Origin of the sequence: Kocuria sp. KRD140 (assembly GCF_017168375.1) — a bacterium.
GTDB lineage: Bacteria > Actinomycetota > Actinomycetes > Actinomycetales > Micrococcaceae > Kocuria > Kocuria marina.
The window spans coordinates 95,542-114,125 of record NZ_JABFAW010000004.1; the positions used below are offsets into that span (position 1 = coordinate 95,542).

Here is an 18,584-nt window from a genome sequence, read left to right on the forward strand (position 1 = left end):
CCCACCAAGTCCCCCTTCAAGGACGTGCCCACCAGCCACGTCTTCTACAAGGAGATCGCCTGGATGAGCGAGCAGGGCATCACCAAGGGGTGGCCGGACGGGACCTTCCGCCCCACCCAGCAGATCAACCGCGACCAGATGGCCGCGTTCTTTTACCGGATGGCGGGATCCCCGGCGTACACCGCTCCGAAGGCCTCCCCCTTCAAGGACGTGCCCACCAACCGCGTCTTCTACAAGGAGATCGCCTGGATGAACGGGCAGAACATCGCCCGTGGTTGGTCGGACGGGACCTTCCGCCCCTACGAGCCCGTGAGGCGCGATCAGATGGCGGCGTTCCTCTTCCGCTACGACCAGCAGAAGTAGTCGCTCCCAGCGGGGTTCACCACATCGGTTGATCCTCCGCAACGGCGAGGGCCCCGTGGCAGCCACAGTGTGGGTGTCACGGGGCCCTCGCCGTGTCCGGGTCAGGCCTTTTGCCCTACCGGCCGTAGAGCTGCTTCGCCTCGTCCCGCTTGGCACGCACCGCCTCGGCGAAGCCCGCGGGCGCCGTCAGTTCTTCCAGGGCCACAGGCTCCGAGGTCTGCCCGGCATGGACCAGCGACCAGTTGGAGCCGACCTCGATCACGGACTGGTGCTTGACGTCGTAGTACCCGGGTTTGCCGCTGAGCGCGACACCCCTGGCCCCGTGCAGCGCCGCGACCAGGTGGTGGTGGAAACGGGTGGTCAGCCACACCTGGTGCGGCCCGAACGTGAAATCCCCGTCCCATGCGGCCTGGAACGGGATGAACCCGTCCGGGGCCACGAGATCCCGCAGCCGGTCGAAGCCCTCATGATCGTCCCCGGGGATGGCCTCGAGGTAGCGCACGGATTCCCGGGGTAGGTCCCACCGCCGCACTTGCGCCCCGGCGAAGTCCAGCATCCGTTCGAAGGACCCCTCCGCCAGGGTGTCCGACTGCACGCACACCACCACCTCGCTCGGGGCGTCCGTACCTTCGGTGCGAGCGGACGACCCATCCCCCTTGTGCCCGGCCAGGAGCCCGAGGGCCCGTGCGTGGCGGGCGTCCTCCGCGAGGAGGAAAGCGTCGTCGAACCCCATGGGCACTCCGGCGGCCTGGGCGCTGGGGCGGTCTCGCACGCTGAGGTGGTCCAGGTCCGTGAGCGGGTCCCCCGCGAAGGGCATCAGCCCCTGACCCGTGGCGAACAACCGCGCTCCCGAGACCTCCCGGACCGCGCGCATCGCCTCGACGATGTGCAGGTTCGCGGCCCAGTCCCGGTGCAGCACCCCGCCGCCCAGCAGGTGCACGGTGCTCGCTTCGCGCAGGGCGAGCAATCCCGCGTCGTACTTCGGGGACCCCAGATCCTCGATCAGGCTGCGCATCGAGCGCCCCGAGCCGTGTTCCACGTCGTGCAGAGCGCGGAAGACCGTATTGACCACATGCAGTCGTGGATGGATGCCGCGCAGCAGGGCGGTGACGGTCCCCGGTTCGCGGACGTCCAGCCACACGTCCGTGGTGGGTGCCACCTTGGCCAGGTAGTTGACCCAGGTGGCCGCAATCAGCTCGTCCCCGAAATTCGGGTAGCCCGCCCACGAGATCAGGTAGATCGGGGGCTTGCGAGCGGGAGGGACCCGTCGATGGTCCTTCAGAAGATTGCGCATGGATGCAGGGTACCCACAGGTCGATCCCAGGATTTAGGGGTTGCACGGTGTCCCCATCGGCGGGGCCGTTGTCGGCTCGGCGAATCACCGCGCCGAACACATCGGCCGCGGCAGCCCCAGAGTAGCCCCATCCGGTCCCGTCTGCCGCGCGCAGGATGACGGACGGCCACCACCGGTGCCCGTGCGGACGGGTAATGTTCTCTCCCATGCCCCATGACGGTCCCACCGGCGCACGCGGTTCGGCCAGCGTGATCCACGGGGGATCCCGCGAGCACTCGCCGCACGCGCCGTCGCAACCGCCACAGGGGAGTTACCTCAAGCCACGCCACCTGGTGATGATGGCGCTCGGCTCGGCCATCGGCACCGGCCTGTTCGTGGGGACGGGCGCGGCGATCCAGACCGCCGGGCCCGCCGTATTGATTTCCTACCTCGTGGCGTGTCTGCTGCTCGTGCTCGTGATGCGCGCGCTGGGCGAGATGGCCGCCGCGGATCCGTCCTCCGGCGCGTTCTCGACCTACGCGGGCAAGGCCATGGGACCCACGATCGGTCGCGCCCTCGGGTGGTTGTGGTGGGCCCAGATCGTGGTGGTCGTGGCCGCGGAGGCCACCGCCGCCGCGCAGCTCGTGACCGAGATGTGGCCCTCGCTGCCCCAATGGTTGTGGGCGTTGATCTTCATGGCCGTGTTCACGGTCATCAACCTGGTGCGCGTGGGCACGTTGGGTGAGACGGAGTTTTGGTTCGCGCTGCTCAAGGTCGCCGCGGTCGTGGCGTTCCTGGTCGTGGGTGTGCTGTTGCTGATCGGTGTGCTGCCCGCTCCGAGCCCGGGGCTGTCCAACCTCACGGAGCACGGCGGGTTCATGCCCAACGGCATCACGGGGGTTGCGGCCGCACTGCTGGTGGTCGTCTTCGCGTTCGGCGGCACCGAGCTCGTGACTATCGCCGCCGCCGAGACGGAGGACCCGCAGACCAACGTGGCCCGCGCGATCCGCACCATCCTGATCCGCATCCTGATCTTCTACGTGGGCTCCGTGACCGTCATGGTGCTGGTGCTGCCGTGGAACAATGAGGGCCTCTCCTCCAGCCCGTTCGTCGCGGTCCTCACGGAGGTGGGGATCCCCGGTGCGAACGTCCTGATGAACATCGTCATCATCCTGGCGCTGCTGTCCGCGCTCAACGCGAACGTGTATGGCAGTTCGCGCATGCTCTACTCCCTCGCGCGCCGGGGATCCGCACCGCGTGGGCTCGCGGCCACCTCCTCGCGCGGGGTTCCCCGCCTCGCCGTCACGATCTCGGTGCTCTTCGGCTTCATCGCCGTGGTGCTCAACTACCTGTGGCCCGAGACGGTGCTCAACGTCATGCTCAACGTGATTGGCTCCACGTGCCTGGTGGTCTGGGCCCTGGCGCTGATCTCCCAGATCATCCTGCGCAAGCGCGCCGACCGCGCCGGGGTGTCCTCGCCGCTGAAGATGTGGGCCTTCCCGTGGCTGTCCTACTTCGCCCTGGCCCTGTTGGCCGCGATCGTCGTCCTGGGCCTCCTGGACACCGCCGTGCGGTTCCAGCTCATCGCCACGTTCATCCTGGTGTGCCTGATCGCGCTCGCGTGCAAGGTCTTCACGAGTTCACGCGTCCACCCCGAGGAAACCTCCTCAACCGGCGAGGCCGACGACGTCGTACCCCGGCTCTGACCCCGCTCCACGCCGACGATGGCGTGACCGAGCGCAGATCCCGAGTCGCTCGGACGACGGCGCGCCCCGGCTCCAGGGCGCGCCGTCGGCGTTCTCAGCTGGCCGCGGGTAGGTCGGGGAAGGCCGCGGCCACGCCCGGTGAGTGCAGTTGCCCGGCACGGGTCGAGAGCCCGGCAGCCAGAGCGGCGTCGTTCTCCAGGGCGGCGTCCACACCGCGCGCCAACGCCATGACGTACGGGGACGTCGCGTGCGTGAGCGACTGGGTGGCCGTGACGGGCACGGCGCCGGGCAGGTTCGCCACGCAGTAGTGGCGAATGCCGTCCACGGCATAGACCGGGTCGTCGTACGTGGTGGGCCGAGTGGTCTCGAAGCACCCGCCCTGGTCCACGGCCACGTCCACGAGCAGCGCATGGGGCTTCACGATCGACAGGTGCTCCCGGCGCACGAGCTTGGGGGCGAAGGCGCCCGGGACCAGGACGGAACCCACGACCACGTCCGCGCGCGGCAGTTCCTCATCCAGGCGGTGGGTGTCGCTCATCAGGACCCGGGCGTGGGGGAACAGCGCGTCCAATTGTCGCAAGCGATCGCCGTTGGCCTCGAGGATCGTGACGTCCGCGCCGGCCCCCACCGCTGCGCGGGCCGCGTGTTCACCCACGGTGCCACCGCCGATCACCAGTACGGTGGCCGGAACAACGCCGGGCACCCGACCCAGGAGGATCCCGGGGCCGTCCGCGTGGTGCTGGAGGTGGTGTGCGGCGTTGGCGATCGCCAGGCGGCCCGCGATCTCGGACATCGGGCGCAACAGGGGCAGCGTGCGTCCCACCCGAACGGTCTCATAGGCGATCCCCGTGGTGCCCCTGTCCAGCAGTGCTTTCGTCAGCGAACGGCTCGCAGCCAGGTGGAGGTACGTGAACAGCGTGAGGTCCGGGCGCAGGAAGTCGTACTCGGAGGCGATCGGCTCCTTGACCTTCACCAGCAGCTCGGCCTGCGCCCACGCGTCCTCCTGGGACGTGATCCGCGCTCCCGCCGCGCGGTAGGACTCGTCCGAGAAACCCGCGCCCTCCCCCGCGTGCTCCGCGACGAACACCTCGTGGCCTTCGGCGACCAGTGCGGTGACCATGGTGGGGGTGAGGCCCACGCGGGCCTCTTCCGGTTTGATCTCACGGGGTACGGAGATTCTCATGACGGCGCGCTCCTCTCATGGGGCACGCGTACCCGAGGAGGTGTGCTCGGGTCTGGCGATGGGCCCCGGCTGTCCTTCCATTGTGCCCCGCGTCACCCGCACCCGCACAGGGGGCCGGGGCGAGTATGACCAGGTCGCCCGGTCCGTTCAGGACCGGGCGACCGGTTCATCGTCGCAGCCGGACGGGGTCAGCGGCGAGCGATCTGCTCCGCCGCCTCCGGGTCCGAATCGTGGAGGAACTTCTCGATCCGGGCGGCCTCGTCCATCTCGCCGATCTGCGCGGCGGCCTGGCCCAACGCTGCCAGCGCCCGCAGGAACCCGCGGTTGGGTTCGTGGGAGTACGGCACCGCGCCGTGCCCCTTCCATCCATGGCCGCGCAGCGAGTCCAACCCGCGGTGGTAGCCCACCCGGGCGTAGGCGTACCCCTCCAGAGTGCGGCCGTCCGCGAGCGCCTCCTCCGCGAGCATCGCCCACGGCAACTGCTCCTTGGGGAAGGCCGCCGCGAGGTCCTCGGCCACGTCACCCGCGTCGAGGCGGGCCGTCAGCTCGGGGTTCTCGTCCAGATAGGTGGGAGCCGGTTCGTCCAGCAGATTCTTGCCGAGCAGTGCCACGGTGGGTTCCTTTCCACGCCGAGTTCAAGGGTTCGTTGCCACTCTACGCAGCGCGCACGACGCCGCTCCACGCCGTTCGCGCACGACGTCGCCGAGCGCCGTCGAAGCGGTTCAGTGCGTGATCATGATGCCCACTCCCGGGCCCAACGGCAGTCCGAGGAAGTAGAAGACCATGAGAATGAGAACCCACACCACCCAGAAGGGGACTACGAACGGAATCATCCTGGCCATCACCGTCCCCAGCCCGGCAGAGGGTTCGTACTTACGGAGCATGGCGAGCAGCACGACCATGTAGGGGTTGAGAGGGGTCATCACCTGCGTCGCCGAGTCACCCACGCGGAACGCCGCCTGGATGAAGGCGGGCTCGAATCCCAGAATGCCGAACATCGGCACGAAGACTGCGGCCATCAGAGTCCACATGGAGGATCCCGAAATGATGAACAGGTTCAGGATCGAACACAGAATGATGAACCCGATGATCACGGGGAAGCCGGTGACACCTGCGTTTTCCAGACCCGATGCGCCGGTGACCGCGATCCAGGAACCGATCCCGGACCAGTTGAACAGCGCGATGAACTGCCCCAGGATGAACGCCAGGACCAGGAAGGACGTCATGTCCTTGAGGGCTGCTCCCATCATCACCGGGACGTCCTTGAATCCCCGAACGGTTCCCGCAATCCGGCCGTAGACGTAACCGCTCACGGAAAAGAACACGAAGATGATGAAGACGATGGACGCCAACAGCGGTGATTTGGGGAGGAAGTTCCCGTCTTCGTTGCGCCATGGTGAGCTCGGCAAGAGTGTGAAGACGGTCAGTGCGACACCGATCAGCACGAACGTCACACATGCCCACAGAAGTGCCTTTTTCTCCCTAGGGGACAATCCGGCCTCGACCTGGGGTTCCCGGGACTCCGCAACGGTTTGCTCGTCCCCCACGATGCGCATGGCGCGGGTGTCGGTCATGAGCTGACCCGTCTCCGGGTTGACCTCGTCCTTGGACACCCCCGCTCGCATGACTCGCGGTTCCACCACCTTGTCGATGACGAACCCCGCCACGCAGGAGAGTACGACCGCCGCGACGATGTTGAAGTAGTAGTTGGACAGCGGGTTGGCCTCGGTGGCGTGATTCGCGAGCGCGGGCACGGTAGGGATCACGGCGTTGGTGATGCCCGCGAACAGGGCATCGAGCGACGTCGGGAAGATATTGGTGGAGTAACCAGCACCGGCCGACGCGAAGCCGCCGAGCAGACCTGCCACCGGGTGACGGCCGGCTGCTTTGAACGCAAGGGCGGCCAGAGGCGGAATCACCACGAACGCGGAATCGGCCATGATCGACCCACCACGCCCACGAAACCCACGGTGTACGGCAGCAACCAGCGGGGGGCTCCACCGATCGTGAATCGGATGGCGGCGGCCAGAAACCCGGACTTCTCCGCGATCCCGATCGCCAGCAGAATGGTGGCCACGGTGACCAACGGCGGGAACCCGATGTAGTTCTCCCCCAGGGTCGTGGTGAACCACGCGAGACCTTCCCCGGTGAACAGACCCTTGATCGCCAGGGGTTCATCCTTCCCCGGTACGTGTACGACCACGTTGCCCCAGGCCATGGCGGTGGACACGACCGCCGTGATGAGGAACAGGATGGTGAACAGGGCGAAGGGCTCGGGCAGCTTGTTGCCCACCCGCTCGATACCGGTGAGGAGTCTGTCTCCCACATTCGATCTCTTGGTCGCGGTGGCGGTCATGTGTACTCCATCGAGGTCAGTGGTCGAAAAATGTCGATGCGTGGCCCGCCGGCTCCGGTTCAGTCGAAATAGCTCTCCACGGCAATGCCGCCCCCGCCGGCGTGGAAGTCATCACGGACGTGTTGAGCCAGTGCATCATCGACCAGATAGTCGAGAGCCACCGCTGCCAGTCCGTACGCGCCGTCGACACCCGCAGCTTCTGCCTGCGGGGTAGCTGCAGCAGCCGCGAAATCCCGGGTGTGCAGGCCCATGTCCTGGTCCGTGATGCTGATCAACGGGTGAATACCGGGAATCCGATAGCTGACGTTGCCGAAGTCCGTGGACGCGGCCAGCACCTCGGACACCGTGCCCGCCGGGTAAGGATCGCGCCCGCGGCGCCGTTGAGCGAGGACCCACCGATCGGAGAGGGGCGAATTGCCCAGCACGGGAAGGGTGGCGGGGGACGAATCCCAATCGATCTCGACATCCACCCCGGCCATCAGCGCGGCACCCTGGAGAACCTCGGTCACCCGTTGGGACAAGGCCTTCAGGGTCGCAGGGCGCTGGGAACGGACGTACAGCTGCAGGGTGGCGGCCTCGGTGATGATGTTGGGGCGTTCTCCGCCCTCGGGTAGTACGGCATGGATCCGATCGGTGGGCGGGGTCTGCTGTCTCAGCAGGCCCAGCCCCTGGTAGGCGAGCACCGCGGCGTCGAGAGCGTTGCGTCCCATGAACGGGTGCGACGACGCGTGAGCTGCCGCACCGCGATAGTGCACCGTGCACTGACGGCGACCGAGCCACACCTGGTCCACGAGATCCGCGATGTAGGAGTGCACCATGACCGCGGCGTCGATACCCTCCAGTGCACCTGCTCTGGCCATGATCTCTTTGCCACCTTCACCCTCCTCTGCGGGCGTTCCCAGGTAAACCACGCGGCCGGAGAACGCGGAGGGTGTGCCCCGGATGAGCTCGACGAGTGCCACGAACGCACCCAGGCCGGTCACGGCGATCACATTGTGTCCGCAGCCGTGGCCGATACCGGGCAGGGCGTCGTACTCCGACATGATCGCGATGGTGCGGTGACACGCCGGGTCGAAGTCCTCGGAGGTCACCTCAGCGCGAATGGCGGTGTCCAGACCGAAAGCGGGGTTCTCCGCGGGAATGTCATGGTCCGCCAGATGATCGACGATCAGCTTGACCGCACGATGTTCCTGGAATGCCGTTTCGGGGTTCTCATGCAGTTCGTGCAGTACGTGACCGAGGGCCGTGGTCTGGCCCTCGATCGAGGATTCAAGACGCTCATGCAGCTCATTCGCTGCGCCGTCGTGGCTGGCCAAGTGATGTTTCAGCTCGTTCTTACGACGTTCCGTATCCTGCTCGAGCTGTTCGAGGTAGGCCCGGGAGGGCTCGGAATTGACCGTCAGGTGGTGGCGGTCGCGGTCTGGGCTTTCTTCCGGTGAGTGGCTCGTTCCCATACTTGGGGAGCGTAACAAGTGATTCGCATCACCCCGGTGAGCGGCCCTGTAGTGTTGCGGCCCGAGACACGACGGTGCCCCGCACCACGGGGTACGGGGCACCGGAGGAGCAGGGGGAACCTACTTGATGGAGGTACCCGCGGAACCGAGGTTCTGGCACGCCTCCACCACGCGGGCGGCCATGCCGGTCTCGGCCTCGGCGCCCCACACGCGGGGGTCGTACTTCTTCTTGTTGCCGACCTCGCCGTCGACCTTGAGGACGCCGTCGTAGTTGCTGAACATGAACCCGGCCACGGGGCGCGTGAACGCGTACTGGGTGTCGGTGTCCACGTTCATCTTGATCACGCCGTAGGACACCGCGTCCGCGATCTCCTGCGCGGTGGAACCGGAGCCGCCGTGGAACACGAGGTCGAACGGGCGGTCCTTGCCGATCTTGGCACCCACCTCGTCCTGGATCTGCTTGAGCAGTTCGGGGCGCAGGCGCACGTTGCCGGGCTTGTACACGCCGTGCACGTTGCCGAAGGTCAGCGCCGTGATGTAACGGCCCTTCTCTCCGGCGCCGAGCGCCTCGATGGTCTTCATGCCGTCCTCGACGGTCGTGTAGAGCGTGTCGTTGATCTCGCCGACGACGCCGTCCTCCTCGCCGCCCACGGCCCCGATCTCCACCTCGAGGATGATCTTGGCCTTGTGGGTGCGCTCCAGCAGTTCCTGGGCGATCTTGAGGTTCTCGTCCAGATCGATCGCGGAACCGTCCCACATGTGCGACTGGAAGATGGGGTCCTCACCGCGGGCCACGGCCTTCTCCGACTCGGCCAGCAGCGGCAGCACGAAGCCCTCGAGCTTGTCCTGGGGGCAGTGGTCGGTGTGCAGCGCGATGTTGACGTCGTAGTTCTTGGCAACCTCGCGGGCGAACGCCGCCATGGCCAGCGAACCCGTGACCATGTCCTTCACGGAGGAGCCGGACCAGTACGCCGCACCACCGGTGGAGGCCTGAATGATGCCGTCCGAACCCGCCTCGGCGAAACCGCGGATCGCGGCGTTGAGGGTCTGGGAGGAGGTCACGTTGATGGCCGGGTAGGCGAAGCCCTTCTCCTTGGCCCGGTCGATCATCTCGGAGTAAACGTCAGGGGTTGCGATGGGCATGAAACACTCCTTCTACTGGGTTCCCGATGCACGGCTGGACCGTGGCCTGAGGCCTGTTTCCAGTCTAGGTGACGGGTCTGCTCGTGACCCGGGACGGCACCGCAAAATTGCGGCCCGATCGGCTCAGAGCCGCGCCGTGGTCACGCCGCCGTGACCACGTGCGGACCCACGGGTGACCTCCTCGGTGGGTGCGCGGCGCCCGGGGGTCGTTGCCCCGTGGCGCTCACAGCCGCCAGCATGAGCTGGTCTGCGGGATGCCATTGAACCGTGCGTCCAGGTAGACGAGCATCGAGGGAATGCCTTCCAGGGAGGCACCCACATGGGTGGGCGTAGCGAGCGTCTGCATGGAGACGTTCACCCCGGAGGCGCACCATTTCTGGGCGAGCCGTCGGCCCGACTGGTAGGGCACGACGTCGTCCGCCACGGTGTGGGCGATGCGCACCGGGACACGAGGGTGGCGGCCCGCGGCACCGATGGTCTGCTCGTCCAGGTACGCCTTCAGAGCGGGGTCCCCGAGCAGCTGGGAGAAGGAGCGCCCGTCAGCCGTGAGCTTCTCGGACGGCACCAGGGCGTCGGCGAGGACGGTGCCCACCAGGCAGCTGTCCTGGGCCTTGTCATAGCGCCTCTGCCCTTCAGCATTGAGTCTGTCCCGAACCGCCACCCCGGAGTCCTCGGCCGCCCCCATCACGTAGAAGGACAGGCCGGAGAAGAGAGAGGAGTCGATGTGCTGACCCGTGAGTGTGAGGTCCGCGGGCGGCGCACCCACCCAGGCACTCTTGAGCTGCACCTCCGGGGCGTACTCAGGGGCGCTCTCCGCGGCTGCAGCCGTGGCACCGCCGCCCTGCGAGTATCCCACGGCGGCCACGGGCGTCTTAGCGTCCACTCCCTCCATGCCGAGCTGCTGCGCACCGCGCACGGCATCGAGCACGGCGTGAGCCTGGTCCACACGGTTCATGTAGGTGTGGGCGCCGTCAGTGCCCAGACCGATGTAGTCCGGGGCCACCACGTTGTAGCCAGCATTGATCAGGCCGGCCAGGCTGAGGCCTTCGGAGTTCGTGCCCATGGCCATCTGACGGGACGGCGCGCACGAGTCGCCCATACCCTGGGTACCCGAGGACAGCACCACGAGCGGCCGTGGGCCGGGCTTGCGCCACGCAGCCTTGGACTGCAGCACGGTGCCCGTGGTGGCCACGGCCTGGTTCTTGCTGTTGGTGGTCCTGTACATGATGCGCGTGGCGGACGCATTGGGCTTGATGAGCTTGACGGGGTCCAGGTAGAACGTGGACGGCTCCGAACGCACCACGCCCCCGTTGGCGGCAGGCAGCTGCGCCGGGGTGCTGTAGAAGTCCGTGTCCGTGGAGCTGCGGAGCTTCTTCAGCGCATCCTCGCGAGCAAGATCATCGCGGGTCAGCCCCTGCTCCTGGAGCTTCTGGTCCTGCTCGCTACGCGGCAGCTCGGAGAAACCGCCATCCGGTGCGGAGCCTGCTGCGCTCTGCGCATTCGCGGGCTGCAGTCCAGCAAGCAGCAGCCCAACGCCCAGGGCGAGGGCACCCGCAGAACGCCGCAAGGACGATGGTCGAGTGGTCGAGGCAGCCATGAGCATGCGAACCTTTCATCATGTGATTCAATTCACATGACCCTACGGTAACTTCTGCCTCCTGGCTATGGTCGGCCGGCCTTTTTCACGCTCCCGTGCCCTTCGTGACGTCGGACGAGGGCGCAGGACGCTGCTCGAACACGTGGCGGCGGATCCATGCATGCATGGTCACGGCGGCGGCCGCTCCGGCGTTGATGGAGCGGGTGGAGCCGAACTGCTCGATGGCCAGCACCGCGTCCGCCTCCGCGACGAGCTCCTCGGAGACCCCCGGGCCCTCCTGACCGAACACCAGGACGCAGCGTTCGGGCAGCTCGAACGTCTCGAGCAGCTGGGAACCGGGGACGTTGTCGATCGCGAGCACCGCGAGTCCCTCGCCGCGTGCCCAGGCCGTGAACTCCGCGACACTCGCGTGGTGGCGCACGTGCTGGTAGCGGTCCGTGACCATGGCTCCGCGGCGGTTCCAGCGGCGTCGTCCGATGATGTGCACCTCACGAGCCAAGAACGCGTTGGCGGTGCGCACCACGGAGCCGATGTTGAAGTCGTGCTCCCAGTTCTCCACCGCCACGTGGAAGGCGTGGCGCCTGGAGTCCAGGTCCGCGATGATCGCGTCCATGCGCCAGTAGCGGTACTGGTCCGCAACGTTGCGGCGGTCGCCCTCGCGCAGCAGCTCGGGGTCCCAGCGCTCGCCGGCGGGCCACTCGCCCTGCCAGGGGCCCACGCCGACGACGCGGGGCGCAGCGTCGTCGTCCTGCCGAGACCCGGACGCGTCCGGCTCAGTCAAGCCCGAGCTCGTCCTTGGAGTAGGCGTACAGGCACGGGACGCCCGCGGTCTCCTCGATGCGCTCCTTGGCGCCGGTGCGGCGGTCCACGATCACGGCAACGGCCACGACGTTCGCGCCCGCCTTCTGCAGCGCCTCCACGGCGGTCAGGGCGGAACCGCCGGTGGTGGAGGTGTCCTCCACGACCACCACGTCCCGGCCCACCACGCTGGGGCCCTCCACCTGACGCCCCATGCCGTAGGACTTCTGAGCCTTGCGCACCACAAAGGTGTCGACGGCGCGGCCCTGGTCCCCGGCCGTGCGCATGATCGCGTGGCCCACCGGGTCCGCGCCCATGGTGAGCCCACCGGCGGCGTCGAACGCGATCCCGGCCTCGTCCAGCAGACCGAGCATGACCTGACCCACGTACCGGGAAGCCTCGTGGTGCAGGGTCACGCGGCGCAGGTCCACGTAGTAGTCCGCTTCGATGCCGCTGGCCAGCGTGACCTTGCCCCGCACCACGGCGAGGTCCTTGATCAGTTCGCGCAGGCGCTCACGGGCGGTGGCCAGGTCCACGGGAGAGAAGTCGGTGCTCATACGGGCAGTTTACGTGTCGGGGCTAACCCCTCAGCCCAGCCTGCCGCCGGATTCTCGCAGGTAGCACGCCGCGCACAGGGACTCGTAGGTGACGGCCACGCCGTCGATGGCCACCTGGTCCCCCTCGAACACGAAGTCGTCGCCCACCCTCCGCGTGTTGAACAGGGCCTTGCGTCCGCAGCGGCAGATGGTCTTGAGCTCCTCCAGGGTGTGGGCGAGCTCCATGAGCCGCTCGGAGCCGGGGAAGGAACGGGTACGGAAGTCGGTGCGGATGCCGTAGGCCATCACGGGCACGTCCAGCAGCACGGCGATCCGTAGCAGGTCGTCCACCTGCCCGGTCTCCAGGAACTGCGCCTCGTCCACCAGCAGGCACGCCACGGGCTGGGCGTCCACATGCTCGAGCAGGGCCTCCGGGTCATCGCCGGTGGAGTGGCGCTTGAACAGGCCCATGGCGCTCTCGCCGGGCTGGATCAGGAAGTCCACCGTGCGGGTGACACCCAGCCGGGAGAGGATCTGGTCCTCGCCCTTGGTGTCCACGTGGGGTTTGGCGAGCAGCACGCGCTGCCCGCGCTCCTCGTAGTTGTAGGCGGCCTGGAGCAGCGCCGTGGATTTCCCGGAGTTCATCGCGCCGTAGCGGAAGTAGAGCTTGGCCACGGTCGGTCAGTCTATCGCCGCCCGCAGCCACGCCTTCGACGGGCGCGGCCAGCGCTGCACGCGGCCGTCCTCGGAGGTCACCTCGACCGCGTACTCGATCTCACCCGAGGCCGGGCCTGCGGCAAGTGGGCCGTGTACTCGCCGTTCAGTGCGGTCTCCCGCATGGGCGTGCGGGAGCTTCTCGAACGGCAGCCCCAGCGCCCGGCTGAGCGCGGGCTGGGCACGCTGGTCCACGGGCTCGGACTCGAGCGCGGCGAGGGGCTCGCGGCCTGCAGTCTCCAGGGGCGCGCCCGGCTCGTGGGCAGTGAACGGCGTGGCGTAAACGTACCGCGGGCCCACGCACCACAGCTGACCATGCTCGTCCATCACGGGGTGCGGGCCCCAGTCGCGCACCCACACGGCGTCGTCGCCCTGCGGCGCATGGACGAACGTGACCCGGTCCGGGGAGACGCCCTGGGACGCGAACCACGCGGCGGCGTCGATCTCCGAGGCGGCGTCCGTGACGAGGACCCACAGGTGTGCGTCCAGCGCGAGGTCTCGCAACAGGGCACCCGGCAACGCCGCGGGCCAGGTGACGAAGGCCCCGAGCGCGGGCTCCCACTCGGCGACAAGTCGTTTCTTCCCAGGGTCCACCATTCCACGCCCAGGGGGTGCTGCGGCTCACCCTGCGGAGCGGGTCAGGCCGCGCGCCCCTGGTCCCTGGCCTCAGCGCTCCTGCACCCGCCCGGTAGAGGCACGACGACGCCGCCCCACGGCCGCAGGACCAGGAAGACGGCCTGCATCAGGTAGCCGCGGTCCGTGATCTCCTCGGTGGAGGACTGGACGCCATGGCGCACGTGCTGCGGCGGGGGTTGAGGGTGGCCGCCGGCACCCAGGGGCCGGTCCGGAATGACAGACCTTGCTGCGGCATGGAATAAGGTCCCCGCCCGGGGCTGTTGAGACAGACATGACCACAATGAAGGCGCAGACATATCAGCAGTACGGCGACACCTCCGTACTGGAGCTCACCGACCAGCCCATGCCCAAGGTGGGCCCCGGTGAGGTCCTGGTGAAGGTGAAGGCCGCGGGCATCAACCCGGTGGACTGGAAGGTCATGTCCGGCGGGCTGGATCCCATGATGACCGTCCAGTTCCCGGCGACCCCCGGCTGGGACGTCGCGGGCGTCGTCGTGGGCAAGGGCTTCGACACCCCCAGCGTCTCCGAGGGCGATGAGGTGATCGCCTACGCCCGCAAGGACTGGATCCACGGCGGCACGTTTGCCCAGTACGTCTCCGTCCCCGTGCGCGCACTCGCCCCCAAGCCGAAGAGTCTTTCCTGGGAACAGGCCGGAGGGCTGCCGCTCGCGGGACTCACCGCGTACCAGGTGCTTACCCGACTGGGTCTCGCGGAGGGCAAGACCGTGCTGATCCACGCGGCCTCCGGTGGTGTGGGGAGCATGGGCGTGCAGATCGCCAAGGCGTTCGGCGCGCGGGTGATCGGCACCGCATCGACCAAGAACCACGACTACGTGCGTGAGCTCGGCGCGGAGCCCGTGGAGTACGGGGACGGTCTCGTGGAGCGCGTCAAGGAGCTTGCCCCGAACGGTGTGGACATCGTCGTGGACTTCGTGGGCGGCGTGGTGGAGGACTCCGTCGCCGTGCTCGCGGACGGCGGCCAGCACGCCTCCATCGCGGACCCCGAGGTGGAGGAGCACGGCGGGAGCTACATGTGGGTCTCTCCGGACGCAGAGCAGCTCACCGAGCTCGCTCGCCTGGCCGACGACGGCAAGCTCACCGTCCGCGTGGACCGCACCTTCCCGCTCGCGCAGCTGCCGGACGCATTCACCGCCAGCCAGGAGGGCCACGCCGTGGGCAAGATCGTGCTCACGGTCGACTGATCCGCGGAACGCCCCGGGGGCGTCTCGACCTCAGCGGGGCGACTCCCGGGGGGCTTTCGCGCAGGCCGGGGCCACGGAGCTCTGACCACATCACGACGATGCCTCGTCACGGGTGGACCGTGACGAGGCATCGTCATGTGCGGGGCCGTGCGGTGTCGTCGCCCGTGGCTGCGTGGCCGGGACGGGACAGGCGCGCGGCAGCGAGGATCAGCGCGGCGCCATGCGCAGGGCGCCGTCCATGCGGATGGTCTCCCCGTTGAGGTAGTCGTGCTCCACGATCATCCCCGCGAGCTGGGCGTACTCGTCCGGGCGGGCCAGGCGGTGCGGGAAGGGGACGGACTCCGCCAGGGCGCTGCGGAAATCCTCGCTCACCCGACCGAGCATGGGGGTGTCCACGATCCCGGGGGCGATCGTCATCACGCGCACCCCGCGGGAGGAGAGGTCACGCGCCGCGGCGATCGTCATCGAATGCACACCACCCTTGGACGCGGCGTACGCGGCCTGGCCGATCTGTCCCTCGAAGGCAGCCACGGAGGCGGTGTTGATGATGACGCCGCGTTGACCAGCCTCATCCACGGGCTCCTGCGCGGTCATGACCTCCGCGGCGAGCGCGAGGACCGTGAACGTGCCCACCAGGTTGATCCGCACCACGCGCTCGAACAATGCGAGGTCGTGAACGCCGTTCTTGCCCACCACGCGCGCGGAGGTCCCGATGCCCGCGCAATTGACCACGGTGCGCAACGGCGCCACGTCCGCGGCGGTGGCCACGGCGGCCCGCACCTGCTCCTCGTCGGTGACGTCCGCGGACACGTATTGCACGCCGTCGACCGGCGCGGCGGCGTGCACGACCTGCGGCAGATCCAGGCCGATCACGCGCGCCCCACGCGCCACGAGTTCCGCGGCCGTGGCCGCCCCCAGCCCGGAGGCCGCACCCGTGACGACCGCCGTCGAGTCCCTGATGTCCATGTCCGCTCCGTTCCCCGCCTCGTGGGCGGTCCAGCACGCTGTTGATGACGCCGTTCGTCGCCTTCTCCGCCCGATCGTACGGCTCCGGTGCGCGCAGGTCGACGGGCCCCATGAGCCGGCAGGCCCCGGTCAGCGCGCGACCAGCGACGACGCCCCGGTGCGGTGCAGTAAATTTGAGGAACCAGCCACCCCCGGTTCGAGGCGCGAGCACCACCGGCGCGCCGGGCCGGGGATCCGCACACGTCGCAGCGAGGATCCCATGAGCGAGACCACCGCCTCAGAACACTCCGTCACGCAGCGGTTCCGCGCCGCACGGGACCAGCTGCTGCGCCTACGCACCGACCTGGACGCCGCACACCGCGAGTTCGAGTGGCCCCGGTTCGAGTATTTCAACTTCGCCCTGGACTGGTTCGACGTCCTGGGCAACGGCGAGGATGCGGACCGCGAGGCCCTCGTGATCGTGGAGGAGGACGGCACCGAAACCCGCCGCACGTACGCGCAGCTGTCCCGGCGCTCGTCGCAGCTGGCCAGATGGTTGCGCTCGCGGGGCGTGCGCCGCGGTGACCGGGTCATCCTCATGCTCGGCAACCAGGTGGAGTTGTGGGAAACCATGCTTGCGTGCACCAAACTGGGCGCACCCATGATCCCCACGACCGTGATGCTCGGGCCCGCCGATCTGCAGGACCGCGTGGAGCGCGGCCGGGCGGCCTGGGTGGTCACGTCCCACACGAATGCCCTGAAGTTCGAGGACGTCCCCGGAGACTTCACGATCATCGAGGTTCCCGATCAGCCCGATCACCGTCCCCGTTCCGCACCGTCGGTCTTCGCGTCCTCCGCTGGGCACGACGACGCTGCGGGAGCGCCGGAAGCCGGGACTGCGGCGTCGTCGGGCGAGGGTGAAGAACCGAGCCCGCGGAAGATCGGGGAGCACCCCGTGATCGACTACCGGGACTCCTTCGCGGGTCCCGAGGAGTTCGAGGTGACCGAGCCCTCGCCCGCGGATGACCCGCTGCTGTTGTACTTCACCTCCGGGACCACGTCCCTGCCGAAACTCGTGGAGCACACCAACGTCACGTACCCCGTGGGGCATTTGTCCACGATGTACTGGATCGGGCTGGAACCCGGGGACGTGCACCTGAACGTGGCGTCGCCGGGGTGGGGCAAGCACGCGTGGTCCAACTTCTACGCACCGTTCATCGCGGGTGCCACCGTGTTCCTCTACAACTACTCGCGCTTCGACGCCGTGGCACTCATGGACCAGATGGACCGCGAGGGCGTGACGTCCTTCTGCGCACCGCCCACCGTGTGGCGCATGCTCATCCAGTCGGACCTGACCCATCTGAAGAACCCGCCGCGCAAGACGGTGTCCGCGGGTGAACCACTGAATCCGGAGATCATCGCGCGGGTCAAGGCCGCGTGGGGCACCGAGATCCGTGACGGGTACGGTCAGACCGAGTCCTCACTGCAGATCGCCAACACCCCCGGGATGCCCGTGAAACCCGGGGCCATGGGCCGTGCGCTACCCGGGTACGAGACCGTGCTGATCGACACCACGACCGGTGAGGTGAGCGAGACCGAGGGCGAACTGTGCTTGCGTCTGGACCCGCGTCCCGTGAGCCTGACACCCGGCTACCACGGAGACGCCGCGAAGACCGATGAGGCGTTCCGGGGCGGCGTCTACCACACCGGGGACGTGGTCTCGCGGGACGAGAACGGGGTCTTCACCTACGTGGGCCGCGCGGACGACGTGTTCAAAGCCTCCGACTACCGGCTCTCTCCCTTCGAGCTGGAATCCGTGGTGATCGAGCACCCCGCGGTCGTGGAAGTGGCAGTGGTGCCTTCGCCGGATCCCATCCGCCTGGCCGTTCCCAAGGCGTACGTGGTGCTCGCCGCGGGTCACGAGCCCACCGCCGAGACCGCGGAGAGCATCCTGCATCACTGCCGCGTGAACCTCGCGCCGTACAAGCGAATCCGGCGCCTCGAGTTCTTCGACCTGCCCAAGACCATCTCCGGCAAGATCCGCCGGGTGGAACTGCGCACCCGGGAAGCCCATCTGCACCCGGGCGGCCCGGAGGGCGGGACCACCGGGGAGCACACCGAGTTCTCGGACTCTGACTTCCCCTCGCTGCGCGGGAAGTAGGGGTCCGGGCAGTTCACCTCGCGCGGCACCCGACAGACCGCGCGGCAGGATGGCGCCGCAGCGGCGTCGTCGTCCTTACGTGGCGATCCGCCCCATCGCAGCGAACGCCACCATCCCGGACACGTGCAGGGTATCTTCGTCCAGCACACCGCAGGAATAGGCGTTGTTGTCCGCGACGTGGGCGGGCAGTGCGGCGGGCACGATTCCCTGACCACGGGTCACGGGAACTCCTGGATGTGACGACTGTTGATCCACCAGCCAGCCTTCCAAAACGCTGTGCCGGGTGCAACAGAGGGGTCCAGTGCGTCACTCCCACGTCACGGCGTGATGTCGGGGTCGCGCGTTCCCGGGCCTGTGCTCCGAAGCTCCGGCGCGGACGTAAGCTTGCCGGGCGCCGTCGTCCCCGGATGACGGCGCTCTGGAACCTCCTTGCTGCGAAAGGCCCGCCGTGAGCATCACCGTCACTCCCGTGGAGACCACCGACCGCTCACGCGCCCGCGTCCTGGGCTGGGTGGGAC

At 68.2% G+C, this 18,584-nt stretch carries 16 protein-coding genes and 1 pseudogene; 4 read left to right on the forward strand and 13 right to left on the reverse strand.

The genetic code is table 11. The annotated features are described in order from the left end of the window. Nucleotides 1-363: S-layer homology domain-containing protein (locus tag J1M36_RS12680; RefSeq protein ID WP_241246861.1), on the forward strand; the 363-nt coding region annotated here is incomplete at its 5' end. A 115-nt stretch (nt 364-478) separates the two neighbouring features. Here J1M36_RS12680 and J1M36_RS04630 read toward each other — a convergent pair. Then, on the reverse strand, nt 479-1,657 hold the full coding sequence (locus J1M36_RS04630; RefSeq protein ID WP_064846480.1) for a polysaccharide pyruvyl transferase family protein: 1,179 nt from the start codon (nt 1,655-1,657) through the stop codon (nt 479-481). Nucleotides 1,658-1,851: 194 nt separating this feature from the next. On the opposite strand from J1M36_RS04630, the gene J1M36_RS04635 reads away from it, so the two are divergent. After that, complete coding sequence (locus J1M36_RS04635) at nt 1,852-3,342, forward strand: amino acid permease (RefSeq protein ID WP_241246862.1); 1,491 nt, start codon at nt 1,852-1,854, stop codon at nt 3,340-3,342. Nucleotides 3,343-3,436: 94 nt separating this feature from the next. Here the strand turns inward: J1M36_RS04635 and ald are convergent, their stop codons facing one another. The 10 genes and pseudogenes from ald to J1M36_RS04685 all read right to left on the reverse strand — a co-directional run bounded on the left by ald (nt 3,437) and on the right by J1M36_RS04685 (nt 13,717). Beyond that, complete coding sequence (ald, locus tag J1M36_RS04640) at nt 3,437-4,525, reverse strand: alanine dehydrogenase (RefSeq protein WP_064846479.1); 1,089 nt, start codon at nt 4,523-4,525, stop codon at nt 3,437-3,439. A 188-nt stretch (nt 4,526-4,713) separates the two neighbouring features. Beyond that, complete coding sequence (locus tag J1M36_RS04645) at nt 4,714-5,136, reverse strand: DUF3151 domain-containing protein (protein WP_064846478.1); 423 nt, start codon at nt 5,134-5,136, stop codon at nt 4,714-4,716. Between the two features lie 111 nt (nt 5,137-5,247). Continuing rightward, a pseudogene (locus tag J1M36_RS04650) lies at nt 5,248-6,881 on the reverse strand (AbgT family transporter). A gap of 59 nt (nt 6,882-6,940) precedes the next feature. Further along, the gene (locus tag J1M36_RS04655; RefSeq protein ID WP_082943320.1) at nt 6,941-8,335 is read right to left on the reverse strand and encodes an amidohydrolase; all 1,395 of its coding nucleotides are present in this window, start codon (nt 8,333-8,335) and stop codon (nt 6,941-6,943) included. Between the two features lie 120 nt (nt 8,336-8,455). After that, nucleotides 8,456-9,478, reverse strand: coding sequence for a class II fructose-bisphosphate aldolase (fbaA, locus tag J1M36_RS04660; RefSeq protein WP_064846477.1), 1,023 nt, complete (start codon nt 9,476-9,478; stop codon nt 8,456-8,458). Nucleotides 9,479-9,701: 223 nt separating this feature from the next. Further along, complete coding sequence (locus tag J1M36_RS04665) at nt 9,702-11,045, reverse strand: lipase family protein (RefSeq protein ID WP_241246863.1); 1,344 nt, start codon at nt 11,043-11,045, stop codon at nt 9,702-9,704. Between the two features lie 115 nt (nt 11,046-11,160). Next, nucleotides 11,161-11,856, reverse strand: coding sequence for an RNA methyltransferase (locus J1M36_RS04670; protein WP_064846475.1), 696 nt, complete (start codon nt 11,854-11,856; stop codon nt 11,161-11,163). Further along, nucleotides 11,849-12,430 (reverse strand): orotate phosphoribosyltransferase, encoded by a 582-nt coding sequence (gene pyrE / locus J1M36_RS04675; RefSeq protein WP_064846474.1) that lies wholly within the window; start codon nt 12,428-12,430, stop codon nt 11,849-11,851. Before pyrE ends, J1M36_RS04670 begins: the two co-directional genes overlap by 8 nt. A gap of 30 nt (nt 12,431-12,460) precedes the next feature. After that, nucleotides 12,461-13,084, reverse strand: coding sequence for a thymidine kinase (locus J1M36_RS04680; RefSeq protein ID WP_064846473.1), 624 nt, complete (start codon nt 13,082-13,084; stop codon nt 12,461-12,463). A gap of 6 nt (nt 13,085-13,090) precedes the next feature. Continuing rightward, entirely contained in the window at nt 13,091-13,717 is a 627-nt protein-coding gene (locus J1M36_RS04685) for an agmatine deiminase family protein (protein WP_241246864.1), read from the reverse strand. A gap of 322 nt (nt 13,718-14,039) precedes the next feature. Between J1M36_RS04685 and J1M36_RS04690 the strand changes: the two genes are divergently transcribed. Beyond that, nucleotides 14,040-14,960, forward strand: coding sequence for an NADP-dependent oxidoreductase (locus tag J1M36_RS04690; protein WP_179861228.1), 921 nt, complete (start codon nt 14,040-14,042; stop codon nt 14,958-14,960). A 207-nt stretch (nt 14,961-15,167) separates the two neighbouring features. Here the strand turns inward: J1M36_RS04690 and J1M36_RS04695 are convergent, their stop codons facing one another. After that, a complete protein-coding gene (locus tag J1M36_RS04695) occupies nt 15,168-15,926 on the reverse strand; it encodes an SDR family NAD(P)-dependent oxidoreductase (RefSeq protein WP_064846471.1) in 759 nt (252 codons plus the stop codon). Nucleotides 15,927-16,185: 259 nt separating this feature from the next. On the opposite strand from J1M36_RS04695, the gene J1M36_RS04700 reads away from it, so the two are divergent. Then, nucleotides 16,186-18,066, forward strand: a complete 1,881-nt coding sequence (locus J1M36_RS04700; protein WP_064846470.1) for an AMP-binding protein — start codon at nt 16,186-16,188, stop codon at nt 18,064-18,066. A 75-nt stretch (nt 18,067-18,141) separates the two neighbouring features. Here the strand turns inward: J1M36_RS04700 and J1M36_RS04705 are convergent, their stop codons facing one another. Continuing rightward, nucleotides 18,142-18,288: a hypothetical protein gene (locus tag J1M36_RS04705; RefSeq protein ID WP_197493124.1), complete on the reverse strand. Its 147-nt coding sequence runs from the start codon at nt 18,286-18,288 to the stop codon at nt 18,142-18,144. Between the last annotated feature and the right edge of the window lie 296 nt (nt 18,289-18,584).